This window comes from Alphaproteobacteria bacterium, from assembly GCA_033344895.1.
GTDB lineage: Bacteria > Pseudomonadota > Alphaproteobacteria > UBA8366 > Aestuariispiraceae > Pacificispira.
Genome location: JAWPMN010000001.1, coordinates 2,463,472 through 2,483,564 on the forward strand (window position 1 = coordinate 2,463,472; position 20,093 = coordinate 2,483,564).

At 62.5% G+C, this 20,093-nt stretch carries 17 protein-coding genes and 1 pseudogene; 8 read left to right on the forward strand and 10 right to left on the reverse strand.

Annotated features, from left to right (window positions below):
* Positions 1–328 precede the first annotated feature (328 nt).
* Positions 329–2,251: an excinuclease ABC subunit UvrC gene (gene uvrC, locus R8L07_12065; GenBank protein ID MDW3206262.1), complete on the forward strand. Its 1,923-nt coding sequence runs from the start codon at positions 329–331 to the stop codon at positions 2,249–2,251.
* A gap of 1 nt (position 2,252) precedes the next feature.
* Entirely contained in the window at positions 2,253–2,648 is a 396-nt protein-coding gene (locus R8L07_12070; GenBank protein MDW3206263.1) for a hypothetical protein, read from the forward strand.
* On the opposite strand, the gene R8L07_12075 is transcribed toward R8L07_12070, so the two are convergent.
* Positions 2,649–3,071: a MarR family transcriptional regulator gene (locus R8L07_12075; protein ID MDW3206264.1), complete on the reverse strand. Its 423-nt coding sequence runs from the start codon at positions 3,069–3,071 to the stop codon at positions 2,649–2,651.
* Positions 3,072–3,407: 336 nt separating this feature from the next.
* Between R8L07_12075 and R8L07_12080 the strand changes: the two genes are divergently transcribed.
* From R8L07_12080 to R8L07_12090, 3 genes and pseudogenes are all read left to right on the forward strand, one after another.
* Positions 3,408–4,322: a branched-chain amino acid aminotransferase gene (locus tag R8L07_12080; protein MDW3206265.1), complete on the forward strand. Its 915-nt coding sequence runs from the start codon at positions 3,408–3,410 to the stop codon at positions 4,320–4,322.
* A gap of 97 nt (positions 4,323–4,419) precedes the next feature.
* The gene (locus R8L07_12085; GenBank protein MDW3206266.1) at positions 4,420–5,151 is read left to right on the forward strand and encodes a glycosyltransferase family 2 protein; all 732 of its coding nucleotides are present in this window, start codon (positions 4,420–4,422) and stop codon (positions 5,149–5,151) included.
* 45 nt (positions 5,152–5,196) lie between these two features.
* A pseudogene (locus R8L07_12090) lies at positions 5,197–5,463 on the forward strand (lipid-A-disaccharide synthase N-terminal domain-containing protein).
* Positions 5,464–5,517: 54 nt separating this feature from the next.
* On the opposite strand, the gene R8L07_12095 reads toward R8L07_12090, so the two are convergent.
* Positions 5,518–6,366, reverse strand: coding sequence for a phosphatase PAP2 family protein (locus R8L07_12095; GenBank protein MDW3206267.1), 849 nt, complete (start codon positions 6,364–6,366; stop codon positions 5,518–5,520).
* Positions 6,363–7,850, reverse strand: coding sequence for a glycosyltransferase family 39 protein (locus tag R8L07_12100; GenBank protein ID MDW3206268.1), 1,488 nt, complete (start codon positions 7,848–7,850; stop codon positions 6,363–6,365). Before R8L07_12100 ends, R8L07_12095 begins: the two co-directional genes overlap by 4 nt.
* Positions 7,851–7,988: 138 nt before the next feature.
* Between R8L07_12100 and R8L07_12105 the strand changes: the two genes are divergently transcribed.
* Both R8L07_12105 and R8L07_12110 read left to right on the forward strand, forming a co-directional pair.
* The gene (locus tag R8L07_12105) at positions 7,989–8,678 is read left to right on the forward strand and encodes a response regulator (protein ID MDW3206269.1); all 690 of its coding nucleotides are present in this window, start codon (positions 7,989–7,991) and stop codon (positions 8,676–8,678) included.
* Complete coding sequence (locus R8L07_12110; protein ID MDW3206270.1) at positions 8,675–10,033, forward strand: ATP-binding protein; 1,359 nt, start codon at positions 8,675–8,677, stop codon at positions 10,031–10,033. The genes R8L07_12105 and R8L07_12110 overlap by 4 nt, the downstream gene beginning before the upstream one ends.
* 7 nt (positions 10,034–10,040) lie before the next feature.
* Here R8L07_12110 and R8L07_12115 read toward each other — a convergent pair whose 3' ends face one another.
* Positions 10,041–11,006, reverse strand: coding sequence for a response regulator (locus tag R8L07_12115; protein MDW3206271.1), 966 nt, complete (start codon positions 11,004–11,006; stop codon positions 10,041–10,043).
* Between the two features lie 141 nt (positions 11,007–11,147).
* On the opposite strand from R8L07_12115, the gene R8L07_12120 reads away from it, so the two are divergent.
* Complete coding sequence (locus R8L07_12120) at positions 11,148–12,935, forward strand: S49 family peptidase (GenBank protein MDW3206272.1); 1,788 nt, start codon at positions 11,148–11,150, stop codon at positions 12,933–12,935.
* 20 nt (positions 12,936–12,955) lie between these two features.
* On the opposite strand, the gene R8L07_12125 is transcribed toward R8L07_12120, so the two are convergent.
* The 6 genes from R8L07_12125 to R8L07_12150 form a co-directional block, all read right to left on the reverse strand.
* Positions 12,956–13,744 carry a methyltransferase domain-containing protein gene (locus R8L07_12125; GenBank protein MDW3206273.1) on the reverse strand — a complete coding sequence of 263 codons (789 nt, stop codon included), beginning with the start codon at positions 13,742–13,744 and terminating at the stop codon, positions 12,956–12,958.
* On the reverse strand, positions 13,741–14,121 hold the full coding sequence (locus R8L07_12130; protein MDW3206274.1) for a RidA family protein: 381 nt from the start codon (positions 14,119–14,121) through the stop codon (positions 13,741–13,743). Before R8L07_12130 ends, R8L07_12125 begins: the two co-directional genes overlap by 4 nt.
* A 78-nt stretch (positions 14,122–14,199) precedes the next feature.
* Positions 14,200–14,535 (reverse strand): AzlD domain-containing protein, encoded by a 336-nt coding sequence (locus R8L07_12135; protein MDW3206275.1) that lies wholly within the window; start codon positions 14,533–14,535, stop codon positions 14,200–14,202.
* Positions 14,532–15,272: an AzlC family ABC transporter permease gene (locus R8L07_12140; protein ID MDW3206276.1), complete on the reverse strand. Its 741-nt coding sequence runs from the start codon at positions 15,270–15,272 to the stop codon at positions 14,532–14,534. The genes R8L07_12135 and R8L07_12140 overlap by 4 nt, the downstream gene beginning before the upstream one ends.
* A gap of 297 nt (positions 15,273–15,569) precedes the next feature.
* The gene (gene odhB / locus R8L07_12145) at positions 15,570–16,871 is read right to left on the reverse strand and encodes a 2-oxoglutarate dehydrogenase complex dihydrolipoyllysine-residue succinyltransferase (protein ID MDW3206277.1); all 1,302 of its coding nucleotides are present in this window, start codon (positions 16,869–16,871) and stop codon (positions 15,570–15,572) included.
* A 97-nt stretch (positions 16,872–16,968) separates the two neighbouring features.
* On the reverse strand, positions 16,969–20,049 hold the full coding sequence (locus R8L07_12150) for a 2-oxoglutarate dehydrogenase E1 component (protein ID MDW3206278.1): 3,081 nt from the start codon (positions 20,047–20,049) through the stop codon (positions 16,969–16,971).
* Between the last annotated feature and the right edge of the window lie 44 nt (positions 20,050–20,093).

The following is a 20,093-nucleotide window of genomic DNA, read 5'->3' on the forward strand; positions in this document are numbered from 1 at the left end:
TATTTGTGGTTAAAAAATGGGCAAACAGGTTGAGTCCCCAGCGTTGCGCGGGGGTGCCCTGTCCGACCACATGTTGCTAACAAGGTTATCCACAGAGACGGTGGATAGCTCAGACAAATGCGATTGCATCGCATTTTATCTAATTTTGTGCAGCTGCTGCGCATCAGAATACCAATTCGGCAGCGCGTCAGGGTTGCGTGATTGACATGTTGCAGCGCGTCAGAACAACGAGACACTGATTCCTAAAGAACTTTTCGGATTAGAGGGCCGGGCAAGCGTGATTGAGGCAGAAAAAGGCGATGAGACCAAATCCGGCGGCCGTACCCGGCTGCAAACCGGTGCGGATGTCATTCGCGGCTATCTCGACCACCTTGGGAACGATGCCGGCGTCTACCGGATGATTTCCGGGGAAGGGGAGGCCCTCTATGTCGGGAAGGCGCATAATCTCAAGAAACGCGTCGCGACCTATTCCCGTCCGGATCGATTGCCCATTCGGTTGCAGCGCATGGTGGCGGAAACCGCGTCCATGGAATTCGTGACCTGTGCCAGCGAGGTCGAGGCCCTGCTGCTGGAGAACAACCTGATCAAGCGGCTGATGCCGCGTTACAACGTCCTGCTTCGCGACGACAAGACATTCCCCGACATCCTGATCCGGGGCGATCAGGACTATCCGCAGATCGTCAAACATCGCGGTGCGCGGGATCGCAAGGGCGATTTTTTCGGGCCCTTTGCATCGGCGGGGGCGGTCAATCGCACCCTGAATGTGTTGCAGAGAGCCTTTCTGCTGCGCAATTGCAGCGACGGCGTGTTCCGGAATCGCTCACGCCCCTGCCTGCAGTATCAGATCAAGCGCTGCAGCGCGCCCTGCGTTGGCTACATCTCCCGCCCGGACTACGCGGCGACGGTGGATCAGGCCAAGGCCTTCCTGTCCGGCCGGTCCCAGGAGGTCAAGGACGACCTGGCGAAAGCCATGCAGGAGGCGTCGGATGCCCTGGATTTTGAGCGCGCCGCCGCCTTGCGCGACCGGCTTCGCGCCATGGCCCATGTTCAGTCCAGCCAGGACATCAATATCGAAGGGATCGGCGATGCCGATGTCGTCGCACTGGAGCAGCGCGGCGGACAGAGCTGTATCCAGGTATTCTTCTATCGTGGCGGGCGCAACAACGGAAACCGCGCCTATTTTCCCAGCCATGACAAGCAGTTGGAGCCACCGGAGGTGCTGGCCGGGTTTCTGGGGCAGTTCTATGAGAACCGTCCGCCGCCCAAGGACATCCTGGTCAACGAGAGGCCGGCCGAACTGGACCTTCTGGGGGAAGCGCTGGGCATCAAGGCCGGACGCAAGGTTACCATCGCCGTGCCCCAACGCGGCGGTCGTCGAAAGGCCGTCGATCATGCCGCCGACAACGCCCGCGACGCGCTGGAACGGCGGCTTGCCGAAACCTCCAGCCAGCGCCGCCTGCTGACCGGGCTTGCGGATCTGGCCGGACTTGATGCGCCCCCGGAACGGGTTGAAGTCTATGACAACAGCCATATCTCCGGCCGCCAGGCCGTCGGCGCGATGATCGTTGCGGGCGGTGAAGGCTTCATGAAATCCGCCTATCGCAAGTTCAATATCCGGGGCGATGCGATCGGAAAAGAGGCCGCCGATGCGGCAGCGGTCGGGCTTGCCGAGGCGCCTGTTCCGGCCATCGGGGATGCGCCCGCGGGCGGCGACGACTACGCCATGACCCGCGAGGTGATCTATCGCCGGTTTGCACGCGCCATGAAGGAAGACCCCGACCGGTCGGAAGGGCAATGGCCCGATCTTGTGATCCTGGATGGCGGACGAGGACAACTGACCGCGGCCATGGAGGCGCTGGACGAGTTGGGCCTTCAGGACGAAGTGCCAATCATGTCCGTCGCGAAGGGACCGGAGCGTGAGGCGGGCCGCGAGAGGATCATCCTGCCGGGCGCCGAGCAGCCTGTTCTGCTGCCGCCGCGCGACCCGGTGCTGTACTTCATCCAGCGTCTGCGCGACGAGGCGCACCGATTTGCCATCGGGTCGCATCGGAAGCGCCGCGCCAAGGATCAGGCGCGCAATCCGCTGGATGAGATTCCCGGGATCGGTGCTAAACGCAAGAAGGCGCTGCTGCTATACTTCGGGTCCGCCAAGGCGGTTTCGAGGGCGTCAGTTGCGGATCTGGAAAAGGTGGATGGGGTTTCGAATGCGGTTGCGCGCAAGATCCACGGGTTCTTTCATCCGAACGGTTAGTTTGGCGCTACTGCTGGCCTCGGTACCCGTCGCCGGAAGCGAGGCGGATGATTGCAACGGGGCGGTTCCCGACGTGGAGCGCGCAATGCAGGATGGGTTGAGCGACCTCTCCGACGCGCGGGGGCTGACACATGAGGCGCAGAGCCATCTGAGTAAGGCACCCGGTCCCGAGAGCACGGCCTGCCGGTTCCTGACGAACGGCCGGGACGCCTATCAGCGTGCAGCCGCCCACTTCCGGAAATGCGAGACATTGCTGGACGCGATCCTGGCCGAATGTCCAGACCCCGACTGGTCGGCGCTCAGCGCCAGTCCGCAATCCTGCCCGGTGACACGCATGGAAATCGAAAGCAGTCTCGCGGTGCTGGCCGGGGACCACAGTGCGGCCTGCGGGGACTAGTTATTCCGGCCGATCCTCGAACCGGTCCCGGTCGTCGTCGCTGGACATGATACCCAGCATCACGGCGCGGAACCCTTCGACCGATTCCGGCCCTGCCGCGCGATAGGCCCGCGCGATCCGCTTTCTCTGGGTTTCCGTCAGAACGCGTTCCAGCTCCCGCCCCTGATCGGTCAGCGTCAGCAGACGCTGACGCCGGTCCACCGTGCCCTGTTCCTGACTGATATAGCCTTCCTGAACCAACTGGCTCAGGACCCGGCTCAGGCTCTGCTTGGTGATCTTCAGGATATCCAGAAGGTTCGATACCGTCATGCCGGGATAGCGGCCGACAAAGTAGATCACGCGATGATGCGCCCGGCCCAGACCGCGTTCCGCCAGAATCTTGTCCGGTTCGCCGGTAAAGTCGCGATAGGCGAAGAACAGCATCTCGATTGCCTGACGCAGTTCCTCCTCACGCAGGAACAGCGGGTTGGCACCGCTCTTGCCGGCACGGGCACGCGGCCGGTTCGGACCGCCAGAGAATGGCTTGGAGGAATTTATGTCAGTCATGTTGACATATATGCCTCACGATGTTACCTGCTGCAACACTGAAGCGTAATTGATCATATCTTTTGGTGGTGCGCTTGAGTAATAAAATTGCGTAATCGGATGGTCGATACGACGGTGATGCGCAATAAATCGTTGCAAACCAATGGTTTGCCGGAGGAACCTAGGGGCGGTGCCGAAAACGATGCGGTCGAGCCCGAGAACGGAGTGGAAAATATGTCGTTGATGCCCTTCGACGATCGCGACGGAACGATCTGGATGGATGGCCAGTTGGTGCCGTGGCGAGATGCCAAACTGCATGTTCTGACTCACGGTCTGCACTATGCGTCGGGCGTATTCGAGGGCGAACGCGTATATGGCGGCCAGATTTTCAAGCTGACGGAACATACCGAGCGGCTTCACAAATCCGCCGAGGTACTGGGCTTCACCGTTCCGTTCTCCGTCGAGGAGATCGACCGGGCCTGTAACGAACTGGTTGCGGCGAACAATATCGATGACGGCTATGTCCGTCCGATTGCCTGGCGCGGGTCGGAAATGATGGGCGTGTCAGCGCAGAAGAACACGATTCATCTTGCGATAGCGGCCTGGGAATGGCCGGCCTATTTCAGCCCTGAGGCGCGTATGCGCGGTCTGAAAATGAAGATTTCCGAATGGGCGCGCCCGGACCCCAGGACCGCCCCCGTGGTCAGCAAGGCGGCGGGACTGTACATGATCTGCACCCTGTCCAAGCACAAGGCGGAGGCTGAAGGCTACCATGATGCCCTGATGCTGGACTGGCGCGGCAACGTGGCCGAGGCGACCGGCGCCAACATCTTCTTCCTGATGGAAGACGGGAAGCTGCATACGCCGGATCCCGACTGCTTCCTGGACGGCATTACCCGCCGCACGGTGATCGATCTGGCCCGGCGTCAGGGGCTGGACGTTGTGGAACGCCATATCCGACCGGAAGAAATGGCCAATGCCAGCGAAGCCTTCCTGACGGGGACCGCCGTCGAAGTGACCCCGATTTCCTCGATCGGCGACTACAACTTCAATCCTGGGCGGGTCTGTGAATCGCTGATGAAGGCCTATGACGAGGAAGTACGTCGTGGTTCGGACAAGGCAGCACTGATCAGCGGCAGCGCCGCCTGATCTGCCGGTTTTCTGTCGTGCCAATCGGGGTCGGGCGTGGTAAGCCCGACCCCGATTGCATTTCATCCCTAGGCATTTCGACAGTTCCGGTGGCCCCATGCGCGTTCCCGATATCAGTGTCGTTGTTCCCGTCTGCGACGAAGAAGACAACGTCGCACCGCTGATCGCTGAGATCGCGGAGGCGTTTCCCGACACGACGGAAACGGAGATTATCTACATTGATGACGGCAGTCGGGACGATACCGCCGAAGTCCTGAAGAAATGCAAGCATCTGCACCCCAATCTGCGGGTGCTGACCCACAGCGCGCGGTCCGGGCAAAGCCGCGCCATCCGCAGCGGTGTTCTGGAGGCGCGCGGCAGATTGATCTGCGTGCTGGACGGTGACGGCCAGAACGATCCGGCGGATCTGCCGCGGCTGGTCCAGATATTCGACGAAGCGGCCTCCGCCGGTGAGCGGATCGGCATGGTCATGGGCGAACGCGAAAAACGACAGGATACCGGGTTTCGCCGCTTCATCAGCCGCGTTGCCAATGCCTGCAACCGCGGCATGCTGAACCATTCCGCGCGGGATGTCGGCTGCGGACTGAAGGTGGTTTCCCGGGACGTCTTCGCTCGCATTCCCTATTTCGATCACATGCACCGCTTCATGCCGGCGCTGGTCGGGCGCGAGGGCTTTACGGTGCGCTATGAGCGCGTTAATCACCGTGCGCGGCCGCGCGGACAGTCGAAATACGGCACGCTGGAACGGGCGATGGCTGGGATCGTGGACCTGATCGGGGTCTACTGGCTGCTCAAACGCTCGAAGCGGCCGGAAGTGACGGAGGGTTAGGGAATGATGGAGTGGTTGGCCGGTTTCGGGGCCAAGCTGCAGGCCATGCCGACCGAAGAGATCGTCTGGGTGACGATCGGTTTCATGGGGCAGGCGCTGTTCGCCATGCGGTTCATCATTCAATGGATCGTCAGCGAACAGAAGCGCGATAGCGTCATTCCCATTGCGTTCTGGTACTTCAGCATCGGTGGCGGAGCCGTGCTGTTGTCCTATGCGATCTGGCGTCAGGACCCGGTCATTATTCTGGGCCAGTGCACCGGACTGTTCATCTATCTGCGCAATCTCTATTTCGTGCACCGCAACCGGCACGCCGATCTCGACGTGCCCAATCCGGACGGCGAAGGGATGGCGAGTGATCCGGTTGCGTCAGACGACGGGTTCGAAGAGACGGCGCAGGCGGATGCCGGCCCGGTCGAGGCCCATGCGCATTCCGGGCGTGGACGCCTTCAGCCATAAGGCCTTCAGGCCGCGGCCCAAGGGCCGCAACACCGGTCCGACGATGGGGCCCAGCGTCCGACGCACGGGCGCCATGTCCCTGTGCCAATGCTTCTCCACGATCCATCGGTAGAGCAACAGGACGCCGCCGCAGGTAAAGACGCCGGAATACAGGACGTCACTGAAGAAGTGCGAACCGTTCATCATCCGCATCAGACCCAAGCCGAGCCCTGCCGTGACCGACATGCAGATCCAGAACTTGCGCCGGCGTGTCGCATAGAGTGCCAAAGCCAGCGTGACATAGCCAACCGACGCATCGCCCGAGACGAAGGAACAATTCCGGCGGCACTGATCGGCGGGCAGAAGCGGCGGCGTGAAAACATACTCTCCGTCAAACTGGGTGACATGCTTCGGACGGGCCCGTCCCCAGTTGTCCTTCAGGACGGCATGAACGACCAATCCGGTCGACAGGAAGATGCAAACGAACAGAAACCCGTATCTCGCCAGTTTCTGCAACCTGTCGAGCGGACGTGTCAGCCAGAGGAAGAGAAACAGCAGCAGTCCGCCGACCGCGACATATCCCACACCGTGCCGGACATAGGCGTTGAGGAAGGCGTTGAACTCCGTCTTTCGCAGCCAGAAATCGTTTTCGCCCTTGTAGAAGATTTCCGCGACCCAAAGGTCGATCTGGGGGAAGGGCAGAAATACGATGGTCAATGCGACAAAGGTGATTGCGCAGACCTTCAGCATTCCGGTCGTCGTCCATGGGCGTACCGTCATTTCGGGTCCTCCAGCATGCGCAGGATCAGCCGCGTCTCGCGCCCGCGCCTGTCTCGTCTGACTATCGGGTCCAGAACCATTGTCGTGGCGAATGCGTCCTCATAGGGGGCCGCGTCATGCGGCGTGACCAGAAGGACACGATTGCCGTCCTTCAACGGGTCATAGAGCCAGGCCATCTCATAATGATGGTCGATCTTTGTGTCGTGGTTCCAGGCGCGGATGCGGATGTCACTGTCGCGCAGGGCATAGGCCATGCTGGCCAGCATCAGCCGATTGTCCATCAACAGGACATCGGTGCCCTGATCCGCCATGCGGGCGCGAACCGATGTGGCCGTCTCCGACCAGCCCTCCAGTTCCCCCAGTTTCTTTGCAAGACCGCGCGGGGCAAGATCCGGGACCAACACGACGACATAGAATCCCGCTGCGACGATCAGATGCAGGAGGGTGGAGGCCATCAGAATGCGTCGCCGCGCCATGGTCTTCAGCAGCACGGCCGTTACCAGGATCGACGCGGCTGGATAGGCCGTCGCCGCCCAGTTGGCATTGGCCCGCGACAGCACGGCCTGAAGGGTGATCACCGCGAGTACCGGCAGGGAAAAAGCCAGCAGCATGCGCACCGGCCCGGAAAGCCGGGCCGCCATGTCGCGGGTGACCGGAAGACACAGCAGGAATGTGGCAAACAGGATCGGACCGAACACGCCGAACTGGGCGCCGAGGAATTCGAGCATCTCGTCCGGATGCAGCACGATGCCCTGCCAATGGGCGTTGTCCGCCGTATGGCCGAGCGTGGCCCAGCCGTTCGCGGCATTCCAGGCAACATTGGGCAGGATCATTGCGGTGCCGAGACCGAAACCGCAGGCCAGGTGCCGCCAGGCGCCCCGCAAGGCGCTGCGCGCCTCACCGGAAATCCCCAAATGGATGACGGCACACAGCAGGAAATAGGCCATGGCGTATTTTGCATTGAGGCCCAGGCCGAAGGCGGCAGCCAGGGCCAGGGCGCCGGCCCAAGTCGGCCGTGTCAGGGTCCGGTGATACGCCCAGAGCGTAGCCGACCAGAACAGGAGCAGGATCGCATCGGTCGACATGATCAGCGAGGAATAGGACACCGCCGGCAGGGTCAGCCAGACGATCCCCGTCCACAAGGCCGTCTGTTGGTCGAAAAGACGTCGGGCCAGCGCGGCCAGAACGAAGGCGGTGCCGACATGCAGCAATGCCGCCGGCGCGCGAATGCACCACGCGGCATCGCCGCAGACGCTCGTCGCAGCGCCGATGACCCAGGCGATCATCGGCGGCTTGGAATAGTAACCGAACGCAAAATCACGGGACCAGGTCCAATACTGTGCCTCGTCGCCATGTAGTGACAGGTCCGTTGCCAGCAGGATTCCGTACCGCAGGATAAGCAGCACCCCTGCCAGGGCAGACAGAATGATCCAGACCGGCCGGTCTTGAGCGGGGGCAGTGCCCCCGGCGGCTTGATCGTGCATGTTGTCTCTCACAGGGGTCGGACACCATTCGGTGCCAAGGGGCGTACACCATTCCGCAGCGTCGTCCAAGTTCCGCATTGCCTCGGCTGGCACTACGTCGCAATTTCCCCGCATTCGGGAACCACCTATAGTGCAGCCATGACCGAAGAGACGCATATCCTCGTCGTTGACGACGACGCCCGGCTCCGCAGCCTGTTGCGGGACTATCTGACGAAGGAAGGGTTTCGCATAACCCTGTCAGAAGATGCGGCCGATGCGCGCCGGAAGATGGCTGCGATTACCTTCGACTTGATGATCCTGGACGTCATGATGCCGGGAGAGAGCGGTCTGGATCTGGCCAAGGCCGTGCGCGGTGATAGCGGCGTGCCGATTTTGATGCTGACCGCCATGGGCGAGACCGGCGACAGGATCCTGGGGCTGGAGGCGGGGGCCGACGATTATCTGCCGAAACCCTTCGAGCCCCGTGAACTCATTCTGCGCATCCAATCGATCTTGCGGCGCATTCCCTCGGCGGAAGAGCCGACCCGTGCTTCCGTTGTCCGATTGGGGCGGCTGCAATTCGATCTGGGGCGTGAGCTTCTGCTGCAGGGCGACAGTCCGATCAGACTGACCACGAACGAAACCGCCTTGATGAAGGTTCTGGCGGCGGAACCGGGCCGGATCATGGCCCGGGAAGAACTGACCCATATCCTTCAGATCGACGGCGGGGACCGTGCGGTCGATGTACAGGTCACGCGCCTGCGCCGGAAGGTGGAACCCGATCCCAAGAACCCGCGCTATCTGCAGACCGTGCGCGGCCGCGGCTATGTTCTGAGGCCGGACGGATGAGCAACCCGCGGACCCGGGGACCGATCGGATCGGCGGCAAGGTCGGTTCGTCTGGCGATCAAAAGCGTGCTGCCGAAGCGGCTTTTCGGCCGGGCGCTGATGATCATCGTCATTCCGCTGATCCTGCTTCAGGTCGTGTCGGCCTGGATATTCTATGACAGACACTGGGACACGGTAACCTGGCGCCTGTCGGTCAGCGTGACCGGTGACATTGCCAACGCCATCGAACAACTGCGCCGCGACCCGGAAAACCGGGATGAGATCTTCAGGGCGGTGCGCAGGCACCAGGAGCTCGAACTCGCGCTTTATCCGGGTGAAATCCTGCCCAATCAGCAATACGAACTGACCGGGCTGCTGGATACCCTGCTCGCTGCAGCCATGGAGGAGCGGGTCCGGCGGCCCTTCGTGATCGACAGCGAATCCCGCGATGAACAGGTCATCATCCATGTGCAGCTGAAGGATGCCGTTCTGACGATCGTGGTGCCGCGCAGCAGGCTGTTCAGTTCGACCACCTATATCTTCATCCTTTGGATGGTCGGCACATCGCTGGTGCTGTTTGCGGTCGCGTCGATCTTCATGCGCAATCAGGTGCGTCCGATCCGGCGGCTTGCCCGCGCGGTCGAAAGCTTCGGCAAGGGACGTGAGCCGGAGGAGGACTTCAAACCGGAGGGGGCGCTGGAGATCCGCCAGGCCGCCGCCGCATTCAACCTGATGTCGGAGCGGATTCGCCGGCAGGTTCGCCAGCGTACGGATATGCTGTCGGGCGTCAGCCACGATCTGCGTACGCCGCTGACCCGGATGAAGCTGCAGATCGCCATGCTTGGCGAGACCCCGGAAACGCAGGAACTGTCCGCCAATGTCTCCGAAATGGAGAAGATGATTCAGGATTACCTGACCTTCGCACGGGGAGAGGGGGGCGAAAAATCCATCGAAAGCGATCTGGGACAGATCGTGGCGGACCTGGGTGCGAAATGGCGGGCGGGCGGTATCGCGCTGGACTGTCATGTGGAGGGCAAGATCATTGCCTGGCTGAAGCCCAACGCCCTGAAGCGCTGCATCGACAATCTCATCGCCAATGCGTCGCGCTATGGAACCCAGGTCTGGATTCATGCGGGACGGCGCGGGCAGGCCATCGAGGTGCTGGTAGACGACAACGGGCCCGGCATTCCGGAGGACGAACGCGAGGATGCCTTCCGGCCGTTCTACCGACTGGATCGTTCCCGGAATCCGGCGACGGGAGGCACCGGCCTGGGATTGTCAATCAGCCGCGACGTGGCACGGACCCATGGGGGGGATATCTTTCTGGAGGATTCGCCGCATGGCGGCCTGCGGGCGCGGGTGCGCCTGCCGCTCTAGTTGCCCCTCAGGACGCCGTCCGCTGCTTGTAGGTCGATACGGCAGAGGAAATCTGACCGGCGATGTCGACCGCGGACAGGTCCGGATTGAACGCGGCCAGAATCGCCTCGGACATCGGCTTCAGCAAATCCACGTCCTTCTTTTCCGGATGCGTGATGCTGTCCGCTATCGACGAGGCGACGCGGATCATCGCGTTGCACAGGCTGCTGACATGCTCATAGTCCGTGCCCTTCATCCGGTTCCCGGTATCTCTGGAAACCGCTATCAGACGATCGACCGTCTTGATCCGCTCGTCGGTGACATCGAACTTCTTCAACTCGGGCATCAGAAGATTGACCAGGAAGCCGATTTGGAACGCATTCCGCTTCAGACGCTGGTCATTGATATCGCTTTGGGCCTCACGGATCGCATTTTCGATTGCGGTCCGGTCGACCGGCTCCCCCCGGACCTTGGAGCGTAGGGTGTTTGGGACCTCGATGGTCGGAATTTCCGATCCGCGCCCGACGTCCTTGCGGCGGTCCGGGCCGATATAGTCACTGGTCACGACAAAGGGTTTGCGGTTGTTGACCAATACCTTGATGCGCTCGAACACCTGCGCCGGGCTGAGCGGCTTCACCAGCAGGTCATCGGTTCCCGACGATGCCACACGCTTAACCTGTTCGCGCGTCGGCTCCCAGATCGTGACGATCACCGGAACAAAGGGGTTCCGGCCCAGCTTGTTGTAGCGAAGGTCGGTGATGAGCCGGTCGGCTTCGCTCTCGTCCATCTCCGAATCCATGACCACAAGGTCCGGATCGTTCTTGATGATCGCCTCGCGCAGCATTGCCACCCGGTCGAAATCATAGACGTTTTCGTAACCCTGCCGGTTCAGCGCCGCGCGAATTGCATGGCGCAGCTGAGCTTCCGGCTCGCCGAACACGATCCGAACGTCGCGGCCCTTGTCCGGGGCAGAGTTGTTGTTTTGTAAACTCATAGCGCGATCTTTATCGCACCGTTTGCATGGGGAGGCAATTGATCGCCTCTGCGATGCGCGTCCCCTTCAGGTTGATTTTGCCGCAGAATGGACATGGAAACTTCGGTGGACCGGCCAGACCCGTCGGGGCATAGTCCGGCCATGAAGACAATCGGCAAGATTTTTCTCTGGGCCTTCGCCCTGCTGGGCGGACTGACATTTCTTTCGGTAGCCGCGATCGTGGCCTTTACCGCCAGTCAGCGCGGCAAGCCGCCGCCCTTGCCGGACAAGGCGGTGCTCAGCCTCGACTGGAACGAGGCGCTGGAGGAACGTCATGCGACGGCGCCGCTGTTCAAGCCGGTTCCGCCCGCAACCGTCCTGGATACGCTGACGGCGTTGGAACGCGCCGCGGCCCTGCCGCAGGTCAAGGCCCTGGTCGTGCAACTGGGGGCGGAGCCGATGGAATTCGCCCGTGCCCAGGAACTGGCGGATGCGGTCCGGACGTTCCGGGAATCCGGAAAGCCCGCCTATGCCTATGCGGACGATCTCGCGGCTTTCGGGGATGCCACGCCGGAAGTGATGCTGGCTGCGGCCTTCGACAAGGTATGGATGGCGCCGTCCGGTATCGTCGGCCTGACCGGTGTGTCGCTGGAAGTGCCCTATTTCGCCGAAGGGCTGAACGAGTTGGGCGTGACGGCAGAGTTCGAACAACGCCATGAGTTCAAGGGCGGTGCCGACCCCTTCACCCAGGAGCGAATGCCCCTGCCGGTGCGACGGTCTCTGGGGACCCTTGCGAAGGGACTCCTGGATCAGGCTGTTGCGGCGATCGCGTCAGATCGCGCGCTTGCGCCGGATACGGTTCGCACGCTCATCGACCAGGGACCTTTGCTGGGGGATGAGGCGGTTTCCGCCGGGCTGATCGACGGTCTGCTGTATCGCGAGCAGTTCGAGGCCGAGGTCGATGCGGTCGCCGGCGAGGACGCAAACTGGATCGATGCCCCCTATCTGCTGGCAGCGAGCGAGGAGGACGCGGACGGCGTGACCGAGCCCGTTGCAAAGGTCGCCGTTCTGTATGGGATCGGTCCGATCGGTGTGGGCAACAGTGACAGCCCGTTCGCGGATCCGGGGTTCGATTCCGACGCCCTGATCGAGACGATGCATTCGATCATTGAGGACAGCAGTCATGACGCCGTGCTGCTGCGCATCGACAGCCCGGGCGGTGCCTACGGACCGTCGGACGCGGTTTGGCATACGGTCGGCCTGCTGCGGGAGGCCGGGATTCCTGTCGTGGTTTCGATGGGCGGCACGGCGGCCAGCGGCGGTTACTTCGTATCCGTCGCGGCGGATCGCATAGTCGCCCAGCCGACCACGATCACCGGCTCGGTCGGCGTCTATGCCGGCAAGTTCGATGCCAGCCGCCTCTGGGACAATCTCGGGGTTCAGTGGGATCGCATTTCCGTGGGCGAGAATGCCGGCATGTGGAGCATGACACGCGGCTTCGACCGGTCCGAACGGGAACGCTTCGCCCGGGCCATCGACTTCGTCTATGCCGATTTCACGACCAAGGTGGCTCAGGGACGCGGGTTCGATGCGGAAACGCTCGATCAGGTGACGCGGGGGCGGATATTCACGGGCGCTGATGCGCTGGCGGCCGGCCTGGTGGATCGCCTGGGCGGGTTCCCGGCTGCGATCGCGGAACTCAAGGACCTGATGCAGATTCCGCAGGACGCGGAAATCGAGCTGGAGGTACTGCCGGAGCCGAAGAAGCCCTGGCAGGCCCTGATGGAAGCGGCGGAATCCGGCGATTTCGAACTGGGTGCCGCGACATTGGTCGCCGACGCGGTCGAACGGCGGATCGTGGCACGACTGGAATCGGTTCTGGGCGACCTGGATCGTGTGGCCGCGCCGCACGGACTGGTATCCGCTCCGCCGGTCAGACTGGCGCGTTAAGTCCAGCCACGGACAGACTGTCAGTCCGGTTTGCGGCCGTAGAGATGGCAGGGGCGCAACGCGCCCTCCGCCACGGCCTGCTTGCGGATTTCAAAGCTTCTGCTGCGCTGGATCGCGGCGTCCATGCCGATGGTTGCTTCCAACTGCTGGAAGCCGGGACCGGTGACCTGCAACTCCTCCTTCTTCAGCTCCTCGCCGTACCACGCGTTGCGGTCGCGGACGCGGACATCCTGAAACCCGGCTTCCGCGAGCGCCCGTTCCGTCATGGCCGGCGTCGCGAAGTCGGCAACGAGACCGTTTTGATCCCCCCAGGTCTTCAGGATCTCCGGCAACGGGCCGTCATCCGCGCCGCCGCGCAGCCAATCGCTGGCAATCAGCCTCCCGCCCGGCCTCAGAACGCGCAGCAGATCGGCGTAAAGCGTCCGCTTCTCCGGGATATGCAACATGGCGTCCTTGCTGAAGACCGCATCGAACCTGTTCGCGGCGAAAGGCAGGGGGCCCGGCTCGACCAGTTGAACGTCTATGCGCCCGGACAGATCGGCCGCCGCGACCCGATGACCGGCATGCTCGACCAGTTGCGGTTCCACATCGATCGCCGTGACATGCGCGGCGCCGTATTCCTCAACCAGGATAAGATCGATACCGCCTACACCACAGCCGATATCCAGAACCTCCAGCCCGTCCAGACGTGTGCCGTCCATCATGGTCGCGATTTCGGCAGGCCCGCCTGGTGACAGGAAGCCGTCGCCCCAGATCGCCTGAAGGGCTTCGATGAAGCTGTCCGGGTAATGCAGGTCCTGTTCACTCATCCTACGGCTTCGCCCTCGATCTCGACGGTCAGTTCGGGCATTGCCAGACCGGCAACGATCAGCAGCGTCGAGGCCGGGGCGTGGCCTTCCAACATCTCGTCGCGTATCTGGCGATACAGCGATACGTCCTGCGGGCGGGTCAGAAAGACCGTGACCTTGATCAGGTCTTCCTTGCCCAGGCCTTCTTCGGCCAGCACGGCAAAGAGATTTGTCCAGCAGCGGCGCATCTGGTCTTCGCTGGATTGTTCCAGTGTGCCGTCCGGTTTCACACCGATCTGGCCGGAGACGACGACCCTTCGACTTTCCGCCCTGATGGCCACCCCTTGGCTGTAATTCGATGCCGGCGCAGCGATGCCGGAAGGATTGTATCGGCGCATGACCTGTCCTCCATCGTACCGAATGGAAAAAGCCTATCGGATCGCCGGGCGCAATCCAATGCCGGTCGACATTCCGGTTCAGGCGATACCGGACCCCACCAACACGGCATAGGTCGCGACTCCCGCCGCCAGGCCGGTCGGAACCGATTTGCCGCGCCAGTACCAGGCCGCCAGTCCGACCAGAAAGGCGATGAGACGCCAGACCATCCTGTCGGGCTCCATGTCGCCGCCCGGCATCAGCAGAACCCGGGCCATCAGGCCCGCGACCATGGCGTAGGCGACGCAGCCGATCCAGACGAAGAGCGGGCTGTCCTGCCGTACGCGGGTCTCCACCGCGACCCCGAGAACGCGCCACATGAAGGTTCCCAGGCCGCCGACGGCGACGGCAATCCAGATTTCCGTATCGCCCATCATCCGTTATCCCCGCCATCCGTCGGGAACAGGCGCGGTGCGCTCAGGAAGGCGAGGGTGCCGCCCAGCAGGCCGGCAGCAATCACCGACCAGTCGCCCATCATCGGGTAGAACCCGACGCCGACCAGAATGCCGAACACGACGGACAGCCGGTTGACCCATTGCCGGGCACCGCTGATCAGCAGCAGCAGATAAAGCGGTGTCATGAAAATGGTCACTGTCAGAACCGATTCCGGCACGACACGGCCCATCTGGTGGCCGACGAGCGTTCCGGTCAGGCCGGCGGCAATCAGTGTCGCAGCAAAGCCGAGATAGTAGGTCAGGCGCTGCGGATTCGGGACGTGATCGCTGCGTGTCATCATCTGCGTCCAGCAGGAGATAGCCATGGTCTGCATCAGGAGCACGCGTGCCGGGAAGGGGACGCGCTTGCCACCCAGCACGGCGGAGAGGCCGGTGACCGACATCGGCAGCATGCGCAGATTGGCCAGCGCAACGGCCACGAAGAGTGCCAGAAGCCCGCCGCCGCCTGCGTGAATCTCGATCAGCGCGACCTGCCCGGCGATGCCCCAGACAAAGGCGGTGACCCCCATCGCCGGCAGCAGCGCGATTCCGGCATCCTGTGCCATGGCTCCGAAGCCGACCATGGTCAGGCCGAGGCCCAGCGCCGGGACGTTCAGACAGTCCAGCATGCCGCGCAGGGCGGGACGGGGCAGGGGCGGCGGCGCTGTGGCGTCGGTCACGGAATGCAGGCACCTGTCTTATGGAACAACGGATCGCCCGAAGCTTGGCGCAGCGCGCCAATGGGTTCAACCATGGGCATGCTGCAGTGCAGGATCAGCACCTGTAACCACGCGTCAGGTGTTGCACGCCTTCAGCGCCGCCGGACAGGCGGACCACATACCGCGGCCGGTGTCACACCGTGCCATTCGCCCCCGATTTGTCCGGATCGTTGCGATCATGGCGGCACAGGCCGGCCGAAAAAGTAAGAGGGGAGGCAAGTTGTTGCCTCCCCTCCCGATGAATGGACGTGCCGTGGATCAGACGTCGATCAGCAGGCGGGCCGGGTCTTCCAGCATTTCCTTGATGCGGACCAGGAAGGTGACCGCCTCGCGGCCGTCGATGATCCGGTGATCGTAGGAATGCGCGACATACATCATGTTGCCGACGACGATGTCGCCCTTGGCGTTCACGATCGGGCGCTTCTGGATCTTGTGCATGCCCAGGATGCCAGACTGCGGCGGGTTGATGATCGGCGTCGACAGCAGCGACCCGAACACTCCGCCATTGGTGATCGTGAAGGTTCCGCCCTGCATCTCGGCCATGCTCAGCTTGCCGTCACGGGCCCGTCGGCCGAAATCGGCGATGGCCGCTTCGATCTCTGCAAAGCTCTTCTTGTCAGCGTCGCGCAGAACCGGAACCACCAGACCCTGCGGCGTGCCGACGGCAATGCCGATGTCATAGTAGTTCTTGTAGATGACCTGATCGCCGTAGATTTCCGCATTCACGGCCGGCAATTCCTGAAGCGCCGCGACCGCCGCCTTCACGAAGAAGGACATGAAGCCCAGCTTCACGGAATGCTTCTTCTCGAAGCGTTCCTTGTAATCGGCACGGACCTTCATCATCGGGCCCATGTCGATTTCGTTGAAGGTCGTCAGCATCGCCGCCGTGTTCTGCGCTTCCTTCAGGCGGGTCGCGATGACCTTGCGCAGCTTCGACATGCGGACATGTTCTTCACCGCGCGGATCGGGCGTGCGCTCGGGCAGGGCTTCGTATGTCGGGGTGGCGGGCTTTGCGCCACCGACCGGGGCTGCCGCCGGGGCAGCCGGTTTCGCGGTCGGGGCTGCCGCCTTGCCGCCGGACTTCAGGTAGTTCTGAACGTCCTCTTTCGTCAGGTTGCCCTTGGGGCCGCTGGCCGGGATCTTCGACGCATCCAGATCGTTCTCCGCGACCATCTTTGCGACCGCCGGAGACAGGGTCTCGTTCGTCGCCGTGGCCGCCTGACCGGAATCGGGCTTCTCCGCCGGGGCTTCCTGCTTGGCAGGCGCTTCCTTGGCGGGTTCGGGCTTCACTTCCGCCGCCGGTGCGGAGGCGTTGCCGGAGGCTCCCTCCTCAATTCGGCAGAGCAGCGCGCCGACCTCGACGTCGCTGCCGTCGGCCGCGACGATTTCCGTCAGGGCGCCCGCCACGGGGGAGGGCACTTCGATGGTCACCTTGTCGGTTTCCAGTTCGACCAGCGGCTCATCCTTGGCGATCGAGTCGCCGACCTGTTTGAACCATTGGATCACACTCGCTTCGCTGACCGATTCACCGAGCGTGGGGACCGTTACATCCGTCGCCATAGTATCCTCTCGTATGTCTGGCCCCGGGTTTCGTCCAAGGGGTTGACCCTGGGGCCGGCGGGGCCGAAGCCCCGGTTCAGTCATCAGATCCGTTCAGTCACTTCTTCTTGGCTGCCGCCTTTTTCGAAGCCGCTTTCTTGGCGGCGGACTTCTTGGCCGCTGCCTTTGTCGTGCCTGCGGCTTTCTTGGCGGTTGCCTTCTTGGAAGCGGTTTTCTTCGAAACGGCGACCTTGCGGCTGCGCTCCGGCAGGTCCAGTGCCTCATTCACCAGCGCCGCCTGTTCGATGGCGTGGCGTTTGGCACTGCCGGTGGCCGGCGAGGCCGCGGCTTCGCGGCCGACATAACGCGGACGGCCGTTCGGCTTGTGGTTCAGTTCTTCCAGGACGCGTTCGATCCGACGGTCGACGAAGAACCAGGCACCGTTGTTCTCAGGCTCTTCCTGGCACCAGATCACTTCCGCGTTCGGGAAACGCGCCAGTTCCGTGGTCACCGCATGGAACGGGAAGGGGTAGAGCTGTTCGACGCGCATGATGTAGACGTCTTTCAGCCCCTTGGCATCGCGTTCGGCCTCCAGGTCGAAATAGACCTTGCCGGAACACAGGATGACGCGGCGGATGTCCTCGTCGGGCGCCAGCGAACCGTTCAACTGGCCATTGTCCCAGAGGACCCGGTGGAAGGTCGTTCCCGGACCGAACTCCTCCAGTTTCGAAACGCAGGCCTTGTGACGCAGCAGCGATTTCGGCGTCATCTGGATCAGCGGCTTGCGGAAGTTCCGACGCACCTGACGGCGCAGGGCGTGGAAGTAGTTGGCGGGCTGCGTGATGTTGCAGACCTGCCAGTTGTCTTCCGCCGAAAGCTGCAGATAACGCTCCAGTCGGGCGGACGAATGTTCCGGTCCCTGACCCTCGTAACCGTGCGGCAGCAGCATCACCAGACCGCACATGCGCAGCCATTTGGTTTCACCCGATGCGATGAACTGATCGATGATGACCTGCGCGCCGTTAGCGAAGTCGCCGAACTGGGCTTCCCATAGAACCAGCGAGTGCGGTTCGGCCGAAGAATAGCCGTATTCGAAGCCCAGCAGACCGAACTCGCTCAGCGGACTGTCGATCACCTCGAACGGCGCCTGCCCCATCCGGATGTTGTTCAGCGGAATGTGCCGGTTCTCGTTTTCCTGATCGACCAGGACCGCATGCCGCTGCGAGAAGGTGCCCCGCTCGCAATCCTCGCCGCTCAGACGGATCGTCGTGGATTCGCAGAGCAGCGTTCCGAAGGCCAGCGCCTCGGCTGTGCCCCAGTCGATCCCCTCGCCGGTTTCGATCATCTTGCGCTTGGCATCGAGCTGGCGTTCGATCTTGGGGTTCAGCTTGAAGTTCTGCGGTGCCTGCGAGATGGCATGACCGACTTCACGCAGCAGATCCATGTCGACCGAGGTATGGCCGCGACGGGCCCCTTCCTCGGCAATCGACAGGCCGGACCACTTGCCTTCCAGCCAGTCGGCCTTGTTCGGCTTGAACGATTTCGCGGCTTCGAAGCTTTCGTCCAGGGTCTGCTTGATCTCGGATTTCAGGGCTTCGCAGCCTTTCGCGTCGATGACGCCCAGTTCCTGCAGGCGCTTGGCGTAGATCTCGCGGGTTCGCGGATGGTTCTTGATCTTGGTGTACATCGAAGGCTGCGTGAACATCGGTTCGTCGCCTTCGTTGTGACCATGGCGCCGGTAGCACCACATGTCGATCACCACATCCTTCTTGAACTTCTGACGGTATTCCATGGCCAGACGCGCGACATGCACGCAGGCTTCCGGATCGTCGCCGTTCACGTGGAACACCGGGGCGTCCACGGTCTTCGCCATGTCGGAACAATAGGGCGAGGAACGCGACTTGGACGGGGCCGTGGTGAAGCCGATCTGGTTGTTGATCACGATGTGGATCGTGCCGCCGGTCTTGTAGCCGTCCAGTTGGCTCAGCAGGAAGGTCTCCGCCACGACGCCCTGACCAATGAAGGCCGCATCGCCATGCAGCAGCAGCCCCATGACCCGGTTGCGGTCGCTGTCGGCACGCTGATGCTGCTTGGCACGCACCTTACCGAGGACGACCGTGTTGACGCATTCCAGATGGCTCGGGTTGGCGGCCAGTGACAGGTGAATGGTCTTGCCTTCGAAGTCCCGGTCCGCAGATGTCCCCAGATGGTACTTCACGTCGCCGGAGCCCTGGATGGAATCCGGCTTGCCCGCCAGACCTTCGAATTCCGCGAAGATCTGCATGTAGGGCTTTTTCATTATGTTGGCGAGGACGTTCAGACGGCCGCGATGCGCCATGCCCAGAACGACTTCCTCCAGACCCAGCTGCGCGCCGCGTTTGAAGATCTGCTCCATCATCGGAACCAGACTCTCGCCGCCGTCGAGGCCGAAGCGCTTTGTGCCGCGATACTTGGTGTCGAGATAGGTCTCGAACATGTCCGCGCTGGTCAGGCGTTCCAGAATTGTCTGGCGCCCCAGATCGGTGAAGTCCTTCCGGTTCCGGCTGCTTTCGATCCGTTCCTGAATCCAGGATTTCTCGTCCGGGTCCTGAATGTGCAGGAATTCGACGCCGATGCTGCCGCAATAGGTCTGCCGGCAGATCTTGACGATCTCGCGGACCGTCGCCGATTCCAGGCCCAGATAGTAGTTGATGAAGATCGGGCGATCCATGTCCCGCTCTTCGAACCCGTAGGTCGCCGGGTCCAGTTCCGGATGGTCTTCCCGCTTCTCCAGGCCCAGCGGGTCCAGATTGGCGGCCAGATGACCGCGCATGCGATAGGCGCGGATCAGCATCAGGGCGCGGATCGAATCCAGCGTCGCCTGACGGATCTGGTCGCTGCCGGCCGCGACGCCGCCGCCGCGCAGGGCAGAGATCAGCTGTTGAATGGAATCCTGCGAGATGTCCGGATCGCTGAGTGCATCGGACAGACTCTGCCCGCCGCCGGAACTGCCTTCGCCGACAACACGGGTCGTGCGCTTGGTCCAGCTCGGTCCCTTGTGATCGTCCTCCAGGACGACCTCACCTGGCTCGAGGGTTTCGAAATAGGCCGCCCATCCCGGGTCGACCGCGTTCGGATCTATCGCCCATTTGGCGTAGAGTTCGGCGATGTATGTCTCGTTGGCGCCGAACAGTTGGGACGATTCGCCGATATACGTCATGATATGACCGCTCCCTAAAATGCCGCCCGAACGGCTGGGAGGCC